The organism is Roseovarius indicus (assembly GCF_008728195.1).
Classification (GTDB): Bacteria; Pseudomonadota; Alphaproteobacteria; order Rhodobacterales; family Rhodobacteraceae; genus Roseovarius; species Roseovarius indicus.
In genome coordinates, this window is the sequence record NZ_CP031598.1 from 4,259,698 (window position 1) to 4,277,000 (window position 17,303).

The 17,303-nt window shown below is 68.1% G+C and carries 17 protein-coding genes; 13 read left to right on the forward strand and 4 right to left on the reverse strand.

What is annotated here, in order from left to right:
* Window positions 1-61 precede the first annotated feature (61 nt).
* The 7 genes from RIdsm_RS20605 (at window position 62) to RIdsm_RS20635 (ending at window position 7,588) form a co-directional block, all read left to right on the forward strand.
* The gene (locus tag RIdsm_RS20605) at window positions 62-760 is read left to right on the forward strand and encodes a DUF3108 domain-containing protein (protein WP_057817762.1); all 699 of its coding nucleotides are present in this window, start codon (window positions 62-64) and stop codon (window positions 758-760) included.
* Window positions 761-875: 115 nt separating this feature from the next.
* Window positions 876-3,323 carry an ATP-dependent helicase HrpB gene (hrpB, locus tag RIdsm_RS20610; RefSeq protein WP_057817760.1) on the forward strand — a complete coding sequence of 816 codons (2,448 nt, stop codon included), beginning with the start codon at window positions 876-878 and terminating at the stop codon, window positions 3,321-3,323.
* A gap of 69 nt (window positions 3,324-3,392) precedes the next feature.
* Complete coding sequence (locus tag RIdsm_RS20615) at window positions 3,393-3,851, forward strand: NUDIX hydrolase (RefSeq protein WP_057817758.1); 459 nt, start codon at window positions 3,393-3,395, stop codon at window positions 3,849-3,851.
* 97 nt (window positions 3,852-3,948) lie between these two features.
* The gene (locus RIdsm_RS20620) at window positions 3,949-5,430 is read left to right on the forward strand and encodes an inorganic phosphate transporter (RefSeq protein WP_057817756.1); all 1,482 of its coding nucleotides are present in this window, start codon (window positions 3,949-3,951) and stop codon (window positions 5,428-5,430) included.
* Window positions 5,431-5,506: 76 nt separating this feature from the next.
* Window positions 5,507-6,157, forward strand: a complete 651-nt coding sequence (locus tag RIdsm_RS20625; RefSeq protein WP_057817754.1) for a hypothetical protein — start codon at window positions 5,507-5,509, stop codon at window positions 6,155-6,157.
* 73 nt (window positions 6,158-6,230) lie between these two features.
* Window positions 6,231-6,818: a hypothetical protein gene (locus tag RIdsm_RS20630; RefSeq protein WP_057817752.1), complete on the forward strand. Its 588-nt coding sequence runs from the start codon at window positions 6,231-6,233 to the stop codon at window positions 6,816-6,818.
* A gap of 173 nt (window positions 6,819-6,991) precedes the next feature.
* Window positions 6,992-7,588: a hypothetical protein gene (locus RIdsm_RS20635; RefSeq protein ID WP_057817750.1), complete on the forward strand. Its 597-nt coding sequence runs from the start codon at window positions 6,992-6,994 to the stop codon at window positions 7,586-7,588.
* Between the two features lies 1 nt (window position 7,589).
* Here the strand turns inward: RIdsm_RS20635 and gndA are convergent, their stop codons facing one another.
* The 4 genes from gndA to RIdsm_RS20655 all read right to left on the reverse strand — a co-directional run bounded on the left by gndA (window position 7,590) and on the right by RIdsm_RS20655 (window position 12,165).
* Window positions 7,590-8,996, reverse strand: a complete 1,407-nt coding sequence (gene gndA, locus RIdsm_RS20640) for an NADP-dependent phosphogluconate dehydrogenase (protein WP_057817747.1) — start codon at window positions 8,994-8,996, stop codon at window positions 7,590-7,592.
* A gap of 72 nt (window positions 8,997-9,068) precedes the next feature.
* Window positions 9,069-9,971: a DMT family transporter gene (locus RIdsm_RS30790; protein ID WP_057817745.1), complete on the reverse strand. Its 903-nt coding sequence runs from the start codon at window positions 9,969-9,971 to the stop codon at window positions 9,069-9,071.
* Window positions 9,968-10,894 (reverse strand): ornithine carbamoyltransferase, encoded by a 927-nt coding sequence (gene argF, locus RIdsm_RS20650; protein WP_057817744.1) that lies wholly within the window; start codon window positions 10,892-10,894, stop codon window positions 9,968-9,970. The genes RIdsm_RS30790 and argF overlap by 4 nt, the downstream gene beginning before the upstream one ends.
* 77 nt (window positions 10,895-10,971) lie before the next feature.
* The gene (locus RIdsm_RS20655; RefSeq protein ID WP_057817742.1) at window positions 10,972-12,165 is read right to left on the reverse strand and encodes an aspartate aminotransferase family protein; all 1,194 of its coding nucleotides are present in this window, start codon (window positions 12,163-12,165) and stop codon (window positions 10,972-10,974) included.
* 271 nt (window positions 12,166-12,436) lie between these two features.
* On the opposite strand from RIdsm_RS20655, the gene RIdsm_RS20660 reads away from it, so the two are divergent.
* The 6 genes from RIdsm_RS20660 to RIdsm_RS20685 all read left to right on the forward strand — a co-directional run bounded on the left by RIdsm_RS20660 (window position 12,437) and on the right by RIdsm_RS20685 (window position 17,297).
* The gene (locus RIdsm_RS20660) at window positions 12,437-13,351 is read left to right on the forward strand and encodes a DMT family transporter (RefSeq protein ID WP_057817968.1); all 915 of its coding nucleotides are present in this window, start codon (window positions 12,437-12,439) and stop codon (window positions 13,349-13,351) included.
* Between the two features lie 75 nt (window positions 13,352-13,426).
* Window positions 13,427-13,825, forward strand: coding sequence for a hypothetical protein (locus RIdsm_RS20665; RefSeq protein ID WP_057817740.1), 399 nt, complete (start codon window positions 13,427-13,429; stop codon window positions 13,823-13,825).
* Window positions 13,822-14,769, forward strand: a complete 948-nt coding sequence (locus RIdsm_RS20670; protein ID WP_057817738.1) for a sterol desaturase family protein — start codon at window positions 13,822-13,824, stop codon at window positions 14,767-14,769. The genes RIdsm_RS20665 and RIdsm_RS20670 overlap by 4 nt, the downstream gene beginning before the upstream one ends.
* Complete coding sequence (locus RIdsm_RS20675; protein ID WP_236553349.1) at window positions 14,766-15,257, forward strand: GNAT family N-acetyltransferase; 492 nt, start codon at window positions 14,766-14,768, stop codon at window positions 15,255-15,257. Before RIdsm_RS20670 ends, RIdsm_RS20675 begins: the two co-directional genes overlap by 4 nt.
* Window positions 15,257-16,099, forward strand: coding sequence for a DMT family transporter (locus tag RIdsm_RS20680; protein ID WP_057817735.1), 843 nt, complete (start codon window positions 15,257-15,259; stop codon window positions 16,097-16,099). The genes RIdsm_RS20675 and RIdsm_RS20680 overlap by 1 nt, the downstream gene beginning before the upstream one ends.
* An 88-nt stretch (window positions 16,100-16,187) precedes the next feature.
* The gene (locus RIdsm_RS20685) at window positions 16,188-17,297 is read left to right on the forward strand and encodes a DUF8173 domain-containing protein (protein WP_057817734.1); all 1,110 of its coding nucleotides are present in this window, start codon (window positions 16,188-16,190) and stop codon (window positions 17,295-17,297) included.
* Window positions 17,298-17,303 lie beyond the last annotated feature (6 nt).

A 17,303-nucleotide genomic window follows, 5' to 3' on the forward strand; every position in this document is an offset into this window, starting at 1 on the left:
CCTATGCCTTGGCCGGGGCGGGAATGTCCAGAGCGGGGCGGGCGGCGAACGAGGTTACGTCATGCGAATACTCCCCATTGCCCTTTGTGCCCTGCTGGCGTCTCCGGCGCTGGCCGAGGACCAGTCGTCGATGCGCTTCGAGGTGCGCCTGCTGGGCCTCAAGGCCGGCATGATCGAAATCGCCGCCAACGTCACCGAAAGCGCCTATGCGGCGCGCACCAAGTTCCGCACGGCCGGGCTGGTCGGCGCGCTCAAGCGGGTGCGGGCCGATGTCGAGGTGCAGGGCCGCGTGGCGGGCGACACCCTCAAGCCCCAGACCTATTCCGAGGCCATCGACGACGGCAGCCGCGTCACCAACGTCAAGGTCCGGTTCGCCCCGGGCAAGCCCCGGCTGATCTCGGGCGATACCGGCAGCAGCGCGCCCCCCGCCGACACCTCGACCCTGACCAACGCCATCGACCCGCTGACCCTGCTCTACGTCGCCCTGCGCGATCAGCCCCGCGACGAGGTCTGCCGCTTCGAGGCGGATGTCTTCGACGGCCACCGCCACGCGGTCATCTCGCTCAAGGGACGCCAGCCCAACGGCAACACCATCACCTGCAACGGCTCCTATCGGCGAGTGGCGGGCTATTCCGACAGCGAGCGCGAGAAGCGCAATGTCAGCATCTCGGTCACCTATGTCGACGCCGGCGACGTGATGCGCGCCGAACGGGTGGCCTTCGACACCAAGCTGGGCCCCGCGGTGATGGATCGCCGCTGACCGCCCCTACGCCACGCCCGCGCTTCTTCTTGGCCCAAATATCCAAGTCCCGCCCGCAAGGCCCGGCGCCGCGGCCTATGGAAATCCGCGCCCCTTTGCCCGATAACCCGGGCCCATGACCACGCTCCCCATCCACGAGGCGATCCCGCCCCTGATCGACGCGCTGCGGCGCGGGGGCCGGGCCGTTCTGCAGGCCCCGCCGGGGGCAGGCAAGACCACCGTCGTGCCGCTCGAGATGCTGAGTGCCGGGCTGACCCAGGGCCGCATCCTGATGCTAGAACCGCGCCGCCTCGCCGCGCGGGCGGCGGCCGAGCGGATGGCCTCCACCCTGGGCGAAAACGCGGGCCAGACCGTGGGCTACCGCGTGCGGGGCGAGGCCAAGGTCTCGAACGCCACCCGAGTCGAGGTGGTCACCGAAGGCATCCTCACCCGCATGATCCAGTCCGACCCGGAACTCACCGGCATCGGCGCGGTGATCTTTGACGAATTCCACGAACGCTCGCTCAACGCCGATCTCGGCCTCGCCCTCTGCCTCGAGATCGCCGGGGCGCTGCGCGACGACCTCATCCTCGTCGCCATGTCCGCCACGCTCGACGCAGACCCGGTGGCCGAGCTGATGGAGGCGCCGGTCATCACCTCCCGGGGCCGCAGCTTCCCCGTCGACCTCCGCCACCTCCCCCGGCCCCTGCGCAAGGGCGTGCGCTTCGATGCGGCCTTGGCCGATCTCGTGGTGCAAGCGGCCGGGGAAACCGAGGGCGGCATCCTCGTCTTCCTCCCCGGCGAGGGCGAAATCCGGCGGGTCGAGGGCCAGCTGAAGGGCCGCCTGCCCGCCGGTTGCGAGGTCAGGCCCCTTTACGGCGCCCTGCCCTTCGCCCAGCAGCGCGCCGCCATCGCGCCGGTCGACCAAGGCCGCAAAGTGGTGCTCGCCACCTCCATCGCCGAAACCTCGCTGACCATCGAGGATATCCGCGTCGTGGTCGACGGCGGCAAGGCGCGGCGGGCACGGTTCGACCCCTCCTCGGGCATGTCGCGGCTGGTGACCGAGCCGGTCACGCGCGCCGAGGCGACGCAGCGCGCCGGCCGCGCCGGCCGGGTGGCGGAGGGCACCTGCTACCGGCTCTGGACCAAGGGCGAGGAAGGCGCGCTCCGCGCCTATCCCCCGGCCGAGATCGAGGCGGCCGACCTCGCCGGGCTGGCGCTGGAACTGGCGCTCTGGGGCGCGCAACCGGGCGACCTCGCCTTCCTCACGCCCCCCGCCCCCGGCAGCTATGCCGAGGCGCAATCCCTGCTCCGGATGCTGGGCGCGCTCGACCGCGAGAACCGGATCACGCCCCACGGCAAGGCGCTGGCCGCCCTGCCGCTCCACCCGCGCCTGGCACATATGCTGGCCATCGCTGGCCCCGACGCCGCCCCCCTCGCCGCGCTTCTGGCCGAGCGTGACCCGCTGCCGCGTGGCGCGCCCGTCGACCTGTCGCTCAGGCTGGCGGCGGTGCGCGATCCGAAAGGTTTCGCCGGCCGCTCGCCGCACCAGCCCAGCCGGCCGGTCATCGAACGCATCCGGGCCGAGGCGAAACGCCTCGCCAAATCCGCGAGGCGCGCCAGCCAGGGCGCGATGAGCGACGCCGCCGCCGCCGCTTTGGCCTATCCCGACCGTGTCGGCCTGCGCCGCAAGGGCGACGCGCCACGCTACGTGCTGTCGGGCGGCAAGGGCGCCATCCTGCCCGAGGAGGACCCGATGGCCGGCACCCGGCTGATCGTGGCAACCGACCTCGACGGCGACCGCCGCGAGGCCCGCATCCGGCAGGCGATCCGCATCGAGGAGGCCGAGCTGCGCGCGCTCTTCGCCGACCAGATCGGCTGGCAGGACATCTGCGAATGGGACCGGCGCGAGCGCCGCGTCGTGACCCGCCAACAGGAACGCTTCGGCGCGCTGGCCCTCGACGACCGGGTCTGGAAGGACCCGCCGCCGGACGCCGTGGCGCGCGCCATGCTCGACGGCGTGCGCGATCTCGGGATGAGCTGGACAGACGCCGCCCGCCGCTTCGTCGCCCGCGTGGAACTGCTTCGCGAGGCGGGCGAAGACCTGCCCGACATGTCTGAGCCCGCCCTGCTGGACACGCTCGAAGACTGGCTCCTGCCCTACCTCACCGGCGTGAAAACCGCGCAGGACTGGAAACGCTTCGACATTCTCCCCGCTCTGCGCGCCCGGCTCGACTGGGACCGGATGCAGGCGCTCGACGTCAAGGCCCCCGCCCACTTCACCTCGCCGCTCGGCCGCGACATCCCCATCGACTATTCCGGCGAGCATCCCGAGATATCCCTCCGCCTGCAGGAGATGTTCGGCCAGACCACCCACCCCACGGTCGGCCGCACGCCCCTGCGCGTGACGCTCCTGTCGCCCGCCGGCCGCCCGGTGCAGACCACGATGGACCTCCCCGGCTTCTGGGCCTCCTCCTATGCGGATGTCCGCAAGGACATGCGCGGGCGCTACCCGAAACACCCCTGGCCGGAAGACCCCACTGTGGCCGATCCGACTCTGAGGGTGAAGCGACGCCGCGACTGAATTGATATTCGTCAAACCGTTGTTATATTAAGCCTATAATCAAAACGCGTGAGCAGAAGTTATAGTCGAATGACCGATGGTTTCCGAAAAGCCTGGACCGAAATGGTTCAGCCCCTCTTTCGCCGCCCCCCCGAATTGCAAGTGGCCGCCCTGTGCTGCCGCAAGGGTGAGAACGGCACCGAAGTCCTGATGATCACCAGCCGCGATACCGGCCGCTGGGTGATGCCCAAGGGCTGGCTGATGGATGGCAAGAACGCCGCCGAGGCCGCCTGCGAGGAAGCCTGGGAAGAGGCCGGCGTCAAGACCGCCAATGTCAGCGAGGCGCCGGTCGGCGTCTACCACTACGAAAAGCGCCTCGACGACGGCTACGTCGCCCCGGTCGAGGTGCAGGTCTATCGCGTCGACGTGGAAACGCTGCTCGACACCTACCCCGAATCCTCCGAGCGGGCGCGCCTCTGGCTCGACCCCGAGACCGCCGCCAACCGCGTCGACGAGCCCAGTCTCAAAGAGCTTTTGCTGCAACTGTAAAAGTTTTGTAACGGAATAATGACAGGGGCGGTTGAATTGGCCCCTGCCTACAGCTAGCGGTGCCTCCCGGAAGCTGCAAGACGCCGGAAGACCCTTTGTGAGCCAGTCGCCCGACAACAACAACCAGTGGAAGACGCTCGACAAGGACCTCGGGCGCATTTCCCAGGTCGAGTATGCCACCGCCTATGTCGCCCGCCCGCTGACGGCGCTGGGCATCGCGCTGGCCTTCATCGCGGTCGCCGGGCTGGCGGCGGCGCTGTTCTTCGGCACGCAGCCCGGCAACCTGATCGTGGTCGCCGCGGCCGTCTTCGGCGCCTACATGGCCCTCAACATCGGCGCCAACGACGTGGCCAACAACATGGGGCCCGCGGTGGGCGCCAACGCGCTGACCATGGGCGGCGCCATCGTCATCGCCGCCGTGTGCGAGACGGCGGGCGCGCTGCTGGCAGGCGGCGACGTGGTCTCGACCATCTCCAAGGGCATCATCGACCCCACCAGCGTGGCCGAAACCCACAGCTTCATCTGGGCGATGATGGCCGCGCTGGTGTCGGCCGCGCTATGGGTGAACCTCGCCACCAAGGTGGGCGCGCCGGTCTCGACCACCCATTCCGTCGTCGGCGGGGTGATGGGCGCAGGCATCGCCGCGGCGGGCTTCGGCGCGGTGTCGTGGCCCACCATGGGCGCCATCGCCGCCAGCTGGGTGATCTCGCCCGTGCTCGGCGGGGTGATTGCCGCCGCCTTCCTCGCCGTCATCAAGAGCCAGATCATCTACCGCGACGACAAGCTTGCCGCCGCCCGCCTCTGGGTGCCGATCCTCGTGGGCATCATGGCCGGCGCCTTCGCCGCCTACCTGTCGCTGAAGGGCCTCAAGCGGGTGATCCATATCGACATGGGCACCGCACTGCTGATCGGGCTGGTTGGCGGGCTGGTCTGCTGGGGCCTCACCGTGCCGCTGGTCAGGCGCCAGTCGCGGGGGCTCGAAAACCGCAACCGCTCGCTCAAGACGCTCTTCGCCCTGCCCCTCATCGTCTCCGCGGCGCTGCTCTCCTTCGCGCATGGCGCCAATGACGTGGCCAACGCCGTGGGCCCCCTCGCTGCCATCGTCCACGCGTCGGAGTTCGGCGCCTCCGCGGGCGAGGTCGCCATCCCCCTCTGGGTCATGGTGATCGGGGCGCTCGGCATCTCCTTCGGCCTCTTCCTCTTCGGGCCCAAGCTGATCCGCATGGTCGGCAGCCAGATCACCAAGCTCAACCCGATGCGCGCCTATTGCGTGGCGCTCTCGGCCGCCATCACCGTGATCGTGGCCAGCTGGCTGGGCCTGCCGGTCAGCTCGACCCATATCGCCGTGGGCGGCGTCTTCGGCGTGGGCTTCTTCCGCGAATGGTACATGGAACGCCGCCGCCCCTCGAACAGCACCAACGGCACCGCCCGCCGCCTGCCCCCCGAGGAACGCCGCCGGCGCAAGCTCGTGCGGCGCAGCCACTTCATGACCATCATCGCCGCCTGGGTCATCACCGTGCCCGCGGCCGCCGCCATGTCGGCCGTGATCTTCCTGCTGCTCGACACCGTCCTCGTATAAGCGCCAAACCGCACCTGTCCGTTTGACCGGATACGGAGCTGGCTGTAGCGTGATCCCGAAGGGGCTGGGGACTTCCATGACGATGACGACCGACGCATCCAGGGCCCGTCTGCGACGATGCCTTCTGATCGCCGCTGCGGCACTTTGCACCGCAACATCTGCATCCGCCACCATCGGGATCGAAGGCGGAGACCGCAGCGGGCGCGACAACGCCGATGCTGCCGCGCCTGCATCGACCGACGGCAAGACCGGCAATGCGTCGGACAAACAGCGCCGGAAGAACTCCGAACGCTACGTGGTCTACAACAGGCCCTACCTGAAGATCGTCACCGACCGTGCGCTCCGGAACGCCATCAAGCTGAACCAGGTCGGCGGCGAGGTGGTGGCCGATGGCTTCACCCAGGAGATGTCGGTGCACCTGTTCCGGATGCTGCTCCTGCTGCGCCAGCGCACCGTCAATCTTCTGGATTCCCTCGAGAACAAGCCAACCCGCACCGCCCGCCTCGCCAACCTGACCTACGAGGCGCAGATCGTCGGCCGCACCCTCGCCGCCCTGAAAAGCGGCGACACGCCTGCCAGCGCCGAGGTCACCTATCAACTCGAAAACGAGACCGAGAGCCGCGCCATCGCCATCAAGCGCCTGACGGCCTACGAAGCCCTGCTCTATCGCTGGATGAACACGCCCATGGAAGGCACCTACAGAACCCCCGGCGCCCCCGACAACTGAGGCCCGTGCCCCGATTTGTCCGATTCCCACATTTATGGTATTATGTTACCATAATTAAGGGAGGGTTTTGATAATGTTCAACTTTTCCAAGGGCCATGTTTCCCGACGTTCTCTGCTTGGCACGTTCGGCGCGGCGATAAGCCTTGCGTCACCGGCCCTGGCGACCATTGCCGGGCCGGATGCCGACGACCGCGGCAGCGGGCGCGACGGCTCGCCGGGCGACGGCACGGCACCGGACGTGATTTTCCGGCAATCCTACCTTGGCAATGTCTCGAACGAGGATCTCAGCGCCGCGATCAGGATGAACCGGACAGGCGGCCGCGTGGTCGTCGCCGGCTTCAGCAAACGCATGTCGTCGACCCTGTTCATGATGTTGCTTCTCAGGCGGCGGCGGACGCTCTACCTGATAAACAAGCTGAAGACCGAAACCGATCGCGACGATCGGCGGCATATCCTGTACGAGGCCTCTGACGGGGTGTCGAACTCGATCTTCCTGATCAACGAAACCGAGGCGCACGAGGTGTTTTTCCCGTCCGACAAGGAAACGCTGAAAAAGCTCACCGCCATCCGGCGTCTGCGGCACTACCAGAGCCTGCTCGACATCTGGCGGCGCAATCCGATGGAAGGCACGCTTGAAACGCCGGGCCTGCGCGGGAGTTGAGGCGACCGCTTGTTGTCGCCGCGGGGGCGTGTCGCGATGCGGCGCGGTACGGCCGTGAATTTGTGCGAATCCCACATTCGTGGTAACTTGTTACCATTGGCGACCGGGGGGTTTCGATGACGTGCAAAGTTTCGAAGGGCCGTATTCAACACAACTTCCTGATAGTCGCCGTCATGGTGGCACTCGCACCGGCCGCGCCGGCCCTTGCGACAACCGCCCCCGACGGCGACGACCGCGGCAGCGGCCGCGACAACGCCACCGGCCCCGCCCCGGGCGTGGGCGCCCCGGCCGGCAACACCGCGACCGGCACCACCATGACGCGCCGCAAGCTGCCCAACGTGATCTACCGGCGAAGCTACGTGGCCAATATCGAGGAAGAGGACCTGAGAACCGCGATAGAGCGGAACCGACGCGGCGAGAGCATTGTCGTCGAAGGCTTCAGCAAGCGCGGCTCGACGCGGGTCTTCGAGCTTCTGCTGCTCGACCGCGACAGGGCGCTTCGGCTTCTGTCGCAGCTCGATGAAACGTCGGACAGGACCGAACGCTGGACTTTCATCCAGCGGGCCGCGTCCTTCGCCTCAGACGAGCATGACAACTTGCTCGCCCCCGAAACCGACGACCTGTCCGTCATACTTTTCCCCGACGCGCCCCCGTCACGAAGCCGGGTCGAGAAGATCAACGCCCTGAACAGGTTCGAGGGCCTGCTCCGCGGCTGGATGAGACACCCGATGGACGGAACCCTGGAAACGCCGGGGCTTCCCGACGGCTGAGTCAGGCCTGATCCCACCAGGGCCCGTGGTGCTTGCCCGCCTGCCCCAGCCTTTCAAAGCCGTGATACCCGAAATAATCGCGCTGCGCCTGTATGATGTTGGCGCTGCCGAAGCCCTGCCGCATCGTGTCGGCCCATTGCAGCGCCGAGGACAGCGCCGGCACCGCGTGCCCTTGCGCCACCGCCGCGCCGACGACGGCCCTCAGCGCCGGCAGGGTCCGGCCCAGGGTTTCGGTGAAGCTGGGCGAGAGGATCAGCTCGCCATGCAACAGCTCGCCCCGGAAGGCCGAGGCGATATCGTCAAGCAGGGCCGAGCGGATGATGCACCCCGCCCGCCAGATCTCGGCGATACGGGCGAAATCGAGCTGCCAGTCATATTCGGCCGAGGCGGCGGCGAGGATGCGGAACCCCTGCGCATAGCCCAGGATGCGCGCCGCCATCATCGCGTCGGCCAATGTCGCGCCGTCGGCCTCGATGGCGCCACGGGCCCCGCCGAGTTTCTCCTGCGCTGTCTGCCGCGTCTCCTTTTCCGACGACCACGCCCGCGCGCCCACGGCGGCCTCGATCATGCTGGCCGCCTGCCCCATCTTCTGCGCCTCGATCACCGTCCAGCGGCCGGTGCCCTTCTGCCCGGCGGCATCCTTGATGACGTCGACCATCGGGTGCCCGGTCTCGGGGTCGTGATACTGCAGGATATCGGCCGTGATCTCGACGAGGTAGGAGCGCAGCGGCCCCTTGTTCCACTCGGCGAAAAGCTGGCCGATCTCGGCAGGCGCCCAGGCGGCGCCGTTGCGCAGCAGGCTGTAGATCTCGGCGATCATCTGCATGTCGGCATATTCGATGCCGTTATGCACCGTCTTGACGAAATGCCCCGCCCCGTCGGGCCCGAGATGGGCGACGCAGGGCTCGCCCTCGTACTGCGCCGCGATGGCGCGCAGGATGGGCTTCAACTGCTGCCAGCTATGCTCGGTGCCGCCCACCATCATCGAGGGGCCGTGCCGCGCGCCCTTTTCACCACCCGAAACGCCCATGCCGACGAAATGGATATCTTGTCCCGCCAGCGCGGCCGACCGGCGGCGCGTGAGGTGGAAATCGGCATTCCCGCCGTCGATGATCGTGTCGCCGGCGGCCAGCAGCGGCACGACCGCGTCGATCATCGCATCCATCGGCGCGCCCGACGGGATCATGAACAGGATCACGCGCGGCGCGGCAAGGTTGGCGACGAAACCTTCAAGCGTGTCATGCGCGTGCAGCTTGCCACCAAGCGCGCCCGCCTCCTCGACGAACCCGGCAATCCAGTCGGTTTCCCGGTTCGTGACCGCGACCTCGAACCCCTTCTCCGCCATGTTGAGCGCCAGCGCGCTCCCCATGGTGCCAAGCCCGTAAACGCCGATCTGTGCCTTGGCCATCTATGCGCCTTCTCCCGATACCCCGGAATCAGCCTATTGCAAACGTGGACATGTGCAAGCGCATCGGCGGGCTCAGGCCTCGCGGCTGACAAGGTAGAGCGAGCCCACGAGCAGAAGAACCGCCCCCCAGACCAGCGCGGAATGGCTTTCCCCAAACAGCACGATGCCCCAGCCGATGCCCGCGAAGAGCGAGACGAAAGTGCCGAAATTGACGAAAACGCCGCCGGTGTGGCGGATCAGGTAGAAATAGATCAGGCTTTCGACCACGCCCGCCGCGACGAAGACGACGATGGCGGTTTCGGCCAGCGTCCAGCCCGAGGAAAGCGGCAGGGTGCCGCCGGAAAAGACGGCGAAAATCGGGAAGACCAGCACGGCGGCGGTGATCGTTTCGCCGGTGACCGCCTGCATGGCGGTCATGCCCGCGGGCCAGTGGCGGGCAATGTAGATCGACTCGATCCCGTAGGAGACCGGCACGACCAGCGCCAGAAGGATCCAGGGCGCCATGCCGAAGCCCGGCGCATCGACCTGCGGCACGAGGATCACCGCGACCGACGCCAGCCCCAGCACCACGGCGGCGACACGCCGGGGCGACACCCGCTCCGTGCGCAGCAACAGGGCGATGATGACCGCGACCACCGGCGACGTGCAGCCGGTCAGGCTGAGCAACCCGGTGCTGATCTCGCCCGCCGCGGTCAGCGCGGCAAAGAGCGGAATGACATAGCCCAGCACCGAGGTGATGAGCAGGAAGGGCACGACGCCCCGCAGGCTGCGGATATGCTCGCCCCGGACATGCGAGATGGCGAGGAAGGCCAGCGACAGCAGCACCAGCGCGATCATCACCACGCAAATTTCCGAATACCCACCCTGCGAGGTGAGCTTCAGCATGGCGAATTGCAGCCCCCACATCATCCCCATCAGGATGAGCAGCCCCGCCGCCAGAAGGCGGCCGGGCCCGGTGGCGGTGGTGTCGTTCACACGCCCAGGCACCACCGCATGATCGCCTTCTGCGCGTGCAGCCGGTTCTCGGCCTCGTCCCAGATCACCGACTGGGGCCCGTCCATCACGGCGCTGGTGACCTCTTCCTCGCGGTGGGCCGGCAGGCAATGCATGAAGAGCGCATCCGGTTTGGCGTGCGCCATCAGGTCCTCGTTCACCTGGTAGGGCCGCAGCATGTTGTGCCGGCGTTCCTTGGTGGACTGGCTGTCATGCATCGACACCCAGGTATCGGCGACGATCAGGTCGGCATCCTGAACGGCCTTGTAAGGGTCGCGCTCGATCGTGATCGTCCGGCCCGCGCGGCGCGCAAGGCCCACGAACTCGTCTTCCGGGTCAAGCTGCGACGGGCCGGTGAAGGTCAGGTCGAAACCGAACTGCGCCGCGGCATGCAGGAAGGAGGCGCAGACATTGTTGCCGTCACCCGACCAGACGACCTTCTTGCCGTCGATCGGCCCGCGATGCTCTTCGAAGGTCAGCACGTCGGCCATGATCTGGCAGGGGTGGGTGCGGTCGGTCAGACCGTTGATCACCGGCACGTCGGAATATTCCGCCATTTCGAGCAGAACGGATTCGTCGAAGGTGCGGATCATGATGAGGTCGACATAGCGGCTGAGCACGCGGGCGGTGTCGGCGATGGTCTCGCCATGCCCCAGCTGCATCTCGGCGCCAGACAGCAGCATGGTCTGCCCGCCCATCTGGCGCACACCCACGTCGAAGCTGACGCGCGTCCGGGTCGAGGGCTTCTCGAAGATCAGCGCGACCATCCGGTCTTTCAGCGGCTGGTCGTCATCCGGCGCCCCCCGCAGGCGGCCGGCGCGGGCGGTCTTCATGGCGCTGGCCTGGTCGAGGATCTGCCGAAGGTCGGCGGGGTCGGTCTTATGGATATCGAGGAAATCGGTCATGTCGGTCTGTCTCTTTGATGGCGGCGCATCCGGGGGCCAGCCCCCGGACCCCCGGAGTATTTATGGCAAGATGAAAGTCAGGCCGTTTGCTTAGCTTGGGCCAGTTCCACTTCAGTGGCGGCCGCGTCGAGGCGGGTGACGGCCTCGGCGACCTCGTCGTCTGACAGATTGAGCGGCGGCAGCAGGCGGATGACGTTGTCGGCCGCCGGAACCGTGATGACTTCCGCGTCATAGCCGGCCTTGACCACGTCGGCGTTGAGCGCCTTGCACTTCAGCCCCAGCATCAGCCCCGCGCCGCGCACCTCTTCGAAGACCTCGGGATGGCCGGCGACCAGCCCTTCGAGCTTCTGGCGCAGAAGGCCCGCCTTGCGGTTCACCTCCGACAGGAAGGCGGGGTCGGCCACCAGGTCCATCACCGCGTTGCCCACGGCACATCCCAGCGGGTTGCCGCCATAGGTCGAGCCATGGGTGCCGGCGGTCATGCCCGAGGCCGCGTCTTCTGTGGCCAGCACCGCGCCCAGCGGAAAGCCCCCGCCGATGCCCTTGGCGACCATCATGATGTCGGGGTCGACCCCCGCCCATTCATGGGCGAAAAGCTTGCCGGTGCGGCCCATGCCGCATTGCACCTCGTCGAGGATGAGCAGGATGCCATGCTCGTCGCAGAGATCGCGCAGCCCCTTGAGGCACTGGTCGGGCAGCGGGCGAATGCCCCCCTCGCCCTGCACCGGTTCGATCAGGATGGCGGCGGTCTCGTCGGTGATCGCGGCTTTCAGCCCGTCATGATCGCCCCAGGCCACGTGGCGGAAGCCCGGCAGCAGCGGCCCGAAGCCCTTGGTCATCTTCTCCGACCCGGCGGCGGCGATGCCGGCCGAGGAGCGGCCGTGGAAGGAGCCCTCGAAGCCGATGATCTCGACCTTCTCGGGCTGGCCCTTCTCGTAGAAATACTTCCGCGCCATCTTGACCGCCAGTTCGCAGCTTTCGGTGCCGGAATTGGTGAAGAAGACGGTATCGGCAAAGGTCGCCGCCACCAGCTTGTCGGCCAGCGCCTGCTGCTGCGGGATCTGGTAGAGGTTCGACGTGTGCCAGAGCTTGCCCGCCTGCTCGGTCAGCGCGGCCACCAGCGCGGGGTGCGCATGGCCCAGCGCGTTGACCGCGATACCCGAACCGAGGTCGAGAAATCGGCGCCCGTCATCCTCGATCAGCCAGCTGCCTTCCCCCTTGGCGAAGGAGAGCGGCGCGCGGTTGTAGGTCGGCAGAACGGACGGGATCATGGCGATAACCTCTGTTGCAGGAAGCCCTTTGATTGCTCAGGCGGGGCTATGAGTCAAATGTCATGTGAGGATGGCGCGGATACATGGCGCCGGGGATCGAACGCGGGCGGACGTCAGACGCGGGTGCGTCGGCGTCGGGAAGCAGCGTATGCGAGGCGTGCGATCATGGGCGGGGTCATACCGTCCGACTGCCGCAAGGGAAAGCGAAAACTTGTACCGCGCACAATTTCGCCTCTGGACCCTCGCGGTGTTTCGCGCGAAGCCCGGGCCCATGTTCACCCCGCGCGACCAGAACCCGGCGCTTGCCGCCATGCTGACGCTCTGCGCGGCCGGTTTCGTCGCCGGCACGACGCTTCTGGCCAAGGCGCTCGGCACCGGGGCGCTGGGGCCCGGGATGCACGCGCTGCAGGTTTCGCACGGGCGGTTCCTGTTCGCCTTCCTCGCCATCGGCGCGGTCACGGTCGTGACGCAGCACCGGCTCTCGCGCCCCGATCTCAGGCTGCACGTCCTGCGCTCGGGGCTCGGCTGGGGCGGGGTCACGCTGATGTTCGCGGCCGCCGCCTTCATCCCGCTGAGCGACGCCACCGCGATCAGCTTCCTCAACCCGGTCTTCGCAATGATGCTGGCGATCCCGTTTCTGGGCGAAACCGTGGGCCGCGTGCGCTGGAGCGCGGCCGGCATCGCGCTTCTGGGCGCGGCGATCCTGACCCGCCCGGGCAGCGGCGTGATCGAGCTGGGGGCGCTGCTGGCGCTCGGGGCGGCCTTTCTCCTGGGGGCAGAGATGATCCCGATCAAGCGCCTGTCGGGGCGCGAGGGGACGGTGCAGATCCTGCTGATGAACAACGGCATCGGGCTGCTCATCGCGACGGTCGCGGCCGCCTTCGTGTGGCAATGGCCGAGCCCGCAGCAATGGGCGGCCCTGGCGGCGATCGGCGTGCTGATGGCCTCGGCGCAGGCCTGTTTCGTCAACGCCATGGCCCGGGCCGACGCAAGCTTCGTCGCGCCCTTCTTCTATGCCGCGCTGGTCTTTGCCGCGCTTTACGACGCCCTGGTCTTCGGGGTGATCCCCGACACCGTCTCGTTGATCGGTGCGGCCATCATCCTGTGCGGCGCCGGTCTGCTGGCGTGGCGCGAGGCACGGCTGGGCAAGCGACGGCCGCGCGTGCCTCCGTCGCAACCCGGCTGACCCCTGACGCCACGCCCCCTTTGACAAGCCGGGCCCTGATTTGGCTTACTCTGTCGGCGAACACCGGGAGGCTGCATGCCGCTTCAAATTCTTCTACCCATGGTGGTGGCCGGCATTGCCGGGATCGTGATCCTGCTGCATCTGCTGGGCCGGTCGGAACTGGCGCGCTTCGACGACGAGGCATCTGCAAGGCAGGCGTGGCTTCGCGAATATTCCGACGCGCCACCGACCCGGGTGATCCTCAGCCACGACCGCCACGCCGCCCTGATCGAGACGGAGTACGGCTCGGGCGTGGTCTGGCCGATGGGCATGGACACCACGGCCCGCTACCTGAGCGGCGCGGACATCCAGCGGACGAAAGACGGCCTCCGCGTCGATCTTCCCGATTTCGCGGCGCCCCGCATCCGGCTAAGACTGGACGATGACGAGGCCGATCTCTGGCCGACCTTCATGCGCAAGAAAGGCAACGGATGACCGATCAACTGACCTATCCGGACGTGGTGAATTTCGCCGTGCCCTTCTTCATCGCCGCCATTCTCGCCGAACTGGTCTGGATCATGGTCAAGCGCCGCGGCGGCCGGTACGAGACGCGCGACGCGCTGACCTCGCTGCTGATGGGCGCGGGAAACGTGGCCTCGGGCATCATCCTGGGCTTCGTGGCCTACGGCTTCTTCATGGTCCTGTGGGAGATCACGCCGCTCGACCTTGGCACCTCCGTCTGGGTGGTGCTGCTGTGCTTCGTGCTGGATGACCTGCGCTATTACTGGGTCCACCGCTTCGGCCACCGCATCCGCTGGGTCTGGGCCAGCCACGTGAACCACCATTCCAGCCAGCATTACAACCTCACCACCGCCCTGCGCCAGACATGGACGGGCACGTTCACCTTCATGATGCTGGTGCGCGCGCCGCTGATCCTGCTGGGGTTCCACCCGGCGATGGTGCTGTTCTGCGGCGGGCTGAACCTGATCTACCAGTTCTGGATTCACACCGAGGCGATCGGCCGGATGCCCCGCTGGTTCGAGGCGGTGATGAACACGCCCAGCCACCACCGGGTGCATCACGGGCGCAACCCGCGCTATCTCGATGCCAACTATGCCGGCGTCTTCATCATCTGGGACAAGATGTTCGGCACCTTCGTACCCGAATACGAGAAGGAAAAGGTCGATTACGGCCTCGTCCACAATATCGGCACCTTCAACCCGCTGCGCGTGGCCTTTCACGAATGGGTGGCGATCTGGCGCGATGCGACCCAGCCGGGCCTTCGCCTGCGCGACCGGCTGATGTATTGCGTGATGCCCCCGGGCTGGAGCCATGACGGCTCGCGCAGCATGTCCGACGGGATCAAGCGGCGCCACCTCGAGGCGCATCCGGAAGAAGCCGGCACGCCCGGCTTCACCGACATGGCGGGCCGGCCGTGAAGGCCACCTTTCCCGGCTTCACCCGGCCCATGCGGCCGGGTGAGGAAGAGGTCGTGACCGACCTGCTCGACGCGGCCTTCGGCGGCACCGAGGAAAGCCGCCTCGTCACGACCCTGCGAAAGAAGGGCGAGATGGGCGGCGAGATGGTGTTGCCGCTGGGCGATCGGATCATCGGCTATTACGCCCTGTCGCATTTCCGTGCGCCGCAAGGCTGGCTTTGCCTTGCGCCGGTGGCGGTCGCCCCCGACCTGCAACGCCATGGCCACGGCCGCCGGATGATCCGGCAACTGACGGAATGGGCGCGGCTGTCGGGGCAATATGTCGTCGTGCTGGGGCAGGTGGAGTTCTACGAAAAGGCCGGCTTCCGACAGGACCGCGCGACCAGGCTCACCTCGCCCTACCCGATCGAGCACACGCTGCTCGCCGGGCCCGGCAACGCCGCACCGAAGGAAACGCTGCGCTATCCGAAATCCTTCGACGGGCTCTGATGCGGCTCGTCCTGCTCACCGCGCTGACCATGGTGGCCTTCGCCGCCAACTCGATATTGAACCGGATGGCGCTGGCGGGCGGGCATATCGGCGCCAGCGATTTCGGCACGATCCGCCTTTTCGCCGGGGCGGTGATGCTGGCCGCCCTGTGCCTCGTCCTGCGCCGCGGGCTGCGGCTGGGCGGGCCGGCCCGCATCGTGGGCGTGCTGGCGCTGCTCGTCTACATCTACGGGTTTTCGCTGGCCTACGGCGCGCTCGACGCGGGGCTCGGCGCGCTGATCCTCTTCGGCACGGTGCAGATCACCATGTTCGCGGGCGGCCTGCTGTCGCGCGAGGCGATGCCCGCCCGCCGCTGGCTCGGGGCGGCGCTGGCGCTCTCGGGCCTTGTGTGGCTGCTCTGGCCCACCGGGCCGGTGCAGGTGAGCGTTCGCCACGGGCTTTTCATGGCGGCGGCCGGCGTGGGCTGGGGGATCTACTCGCTCGCCGGGCGCAAGGCAGATGACGCGCTTCAGGCGACGGCCGCCAACTTCATCCTCGCCTCGCCCGTGGGCGTCGTGATCGGCCTCGCCCTGCCGGTCGACGCGGTGGAAATAGCCCTGCCCGGCGTGGCGCTCGCCATCCTCTCGGGCGCGGTGACCTCGGGAATGGGCTATGCGCTCTGGTACTCGGTGCTCCCCCGCCTCGACGCCTCGGTCGCGGCGGTGGCACAGCTGACGGTGCCGGTGATCGCCATCCTCGGCGGCATGCTGTTCTTGGGCGAGGTGCTCGAGGCGAAGACGGTACTGGCCTCGGCGCTGGTGCTGGGCGGCGTGGCGGTCTCGGTGCTGCGGCGGCGGGGCTGAGCCCCGTGGCCGATTAACCTCGCGCAATCCGGGCCGCCCGGCGCCGTGATAGCCTGCACGCATCCCTTTCCCTTGCGGAGGATGCACGATGTTCCGACTGCTCGTCTTTCTCACCGCCCTCTCGTGGGTGACCGCCCCGGCCCTGGCCGAGGGCGGCTTTCTCGGCATCGGCGGCGATGTCTACCGCGCCGCGCAAAGCGTGACCTACGACACGGGCGACGCCGACGACCTGTTCCTCGCCGGCGAGACGGTGCGCGCCACCGCCGCGGCAACCGGCACGGCCCATGTGGCCGGCCGCTGGATCACGCTCGAGGGCGACATCGGCGGTGACCTCTACGCCGCCGGCATGACCGTGAAGATCGAGGCGCCGGTCGTGGGCGACGCCACGGTCACCGGCTACGAGGTGACGCTGGGCGAGATCGGCGGCGACCTGCGCGCCAGCGGCTCCAAGCTCTCCCTCGACGGGCCGGTGGGCGGCTATGCCCTGCTGGCGGGCGAGACGCTCACGCTTGGTGCCCCGATCGCGGGCGACGCCCATGTCATGGCCCGCGAGGTGGAGTTCGGCCGCGACGCGCAGGTCGACGGCCGGCTGGTGCTCTATGAGGCCGAGCCCGGCACGCTCGACGTGCCCGAAACCGTCGCCCCCGCCGACCGGATCGAACGGCGCACCCTGCCGGAATGGGAAGGCGAGCTGGGCGCGATCCGGCCGCCCAGCCTGGGCGAGATCATCGCCCGCTACCTGATGGGGATCGTGATCGTCGCCGGCATCGCGGCGCTGGTCGCCGCGCTGGCCCCGAAGACACTGGCCGAAATCCGGGCGCAGCTTCTTGTCCACCCGGCAAGGTCGCTGTGGTTCGGCTTCCTCGCGCAATCCCTGCTGATCGGCGCGATGGTGGTGCTGGCGATCTCCGTCGTGGGGCTGCTGCTCAGCCCTGCCATGGCGGTGGTGGCGGGGCTCACGGGGCTGGCCGGTTACATCCTCGGCGCCTACGCCTTCGGCGTGGGGTTGCTTCAGGCCGTCGGCCGCCCCCTGCCCGCGCAATGGAGCGAGCGGGCCATCGCCGGTGCGCTTGGCGCGGCCGTGGCGTGCCTTCTGGCGCTCATCCCCTTCGTCGGCTGGCTCTTCGTGCTGGCCCTGACGCTGGCCGGGGTCGGGGCGGCGGTGCTGCACCTCCTGCGCCCGCGCTTCTTCGCCTGAGGCGCG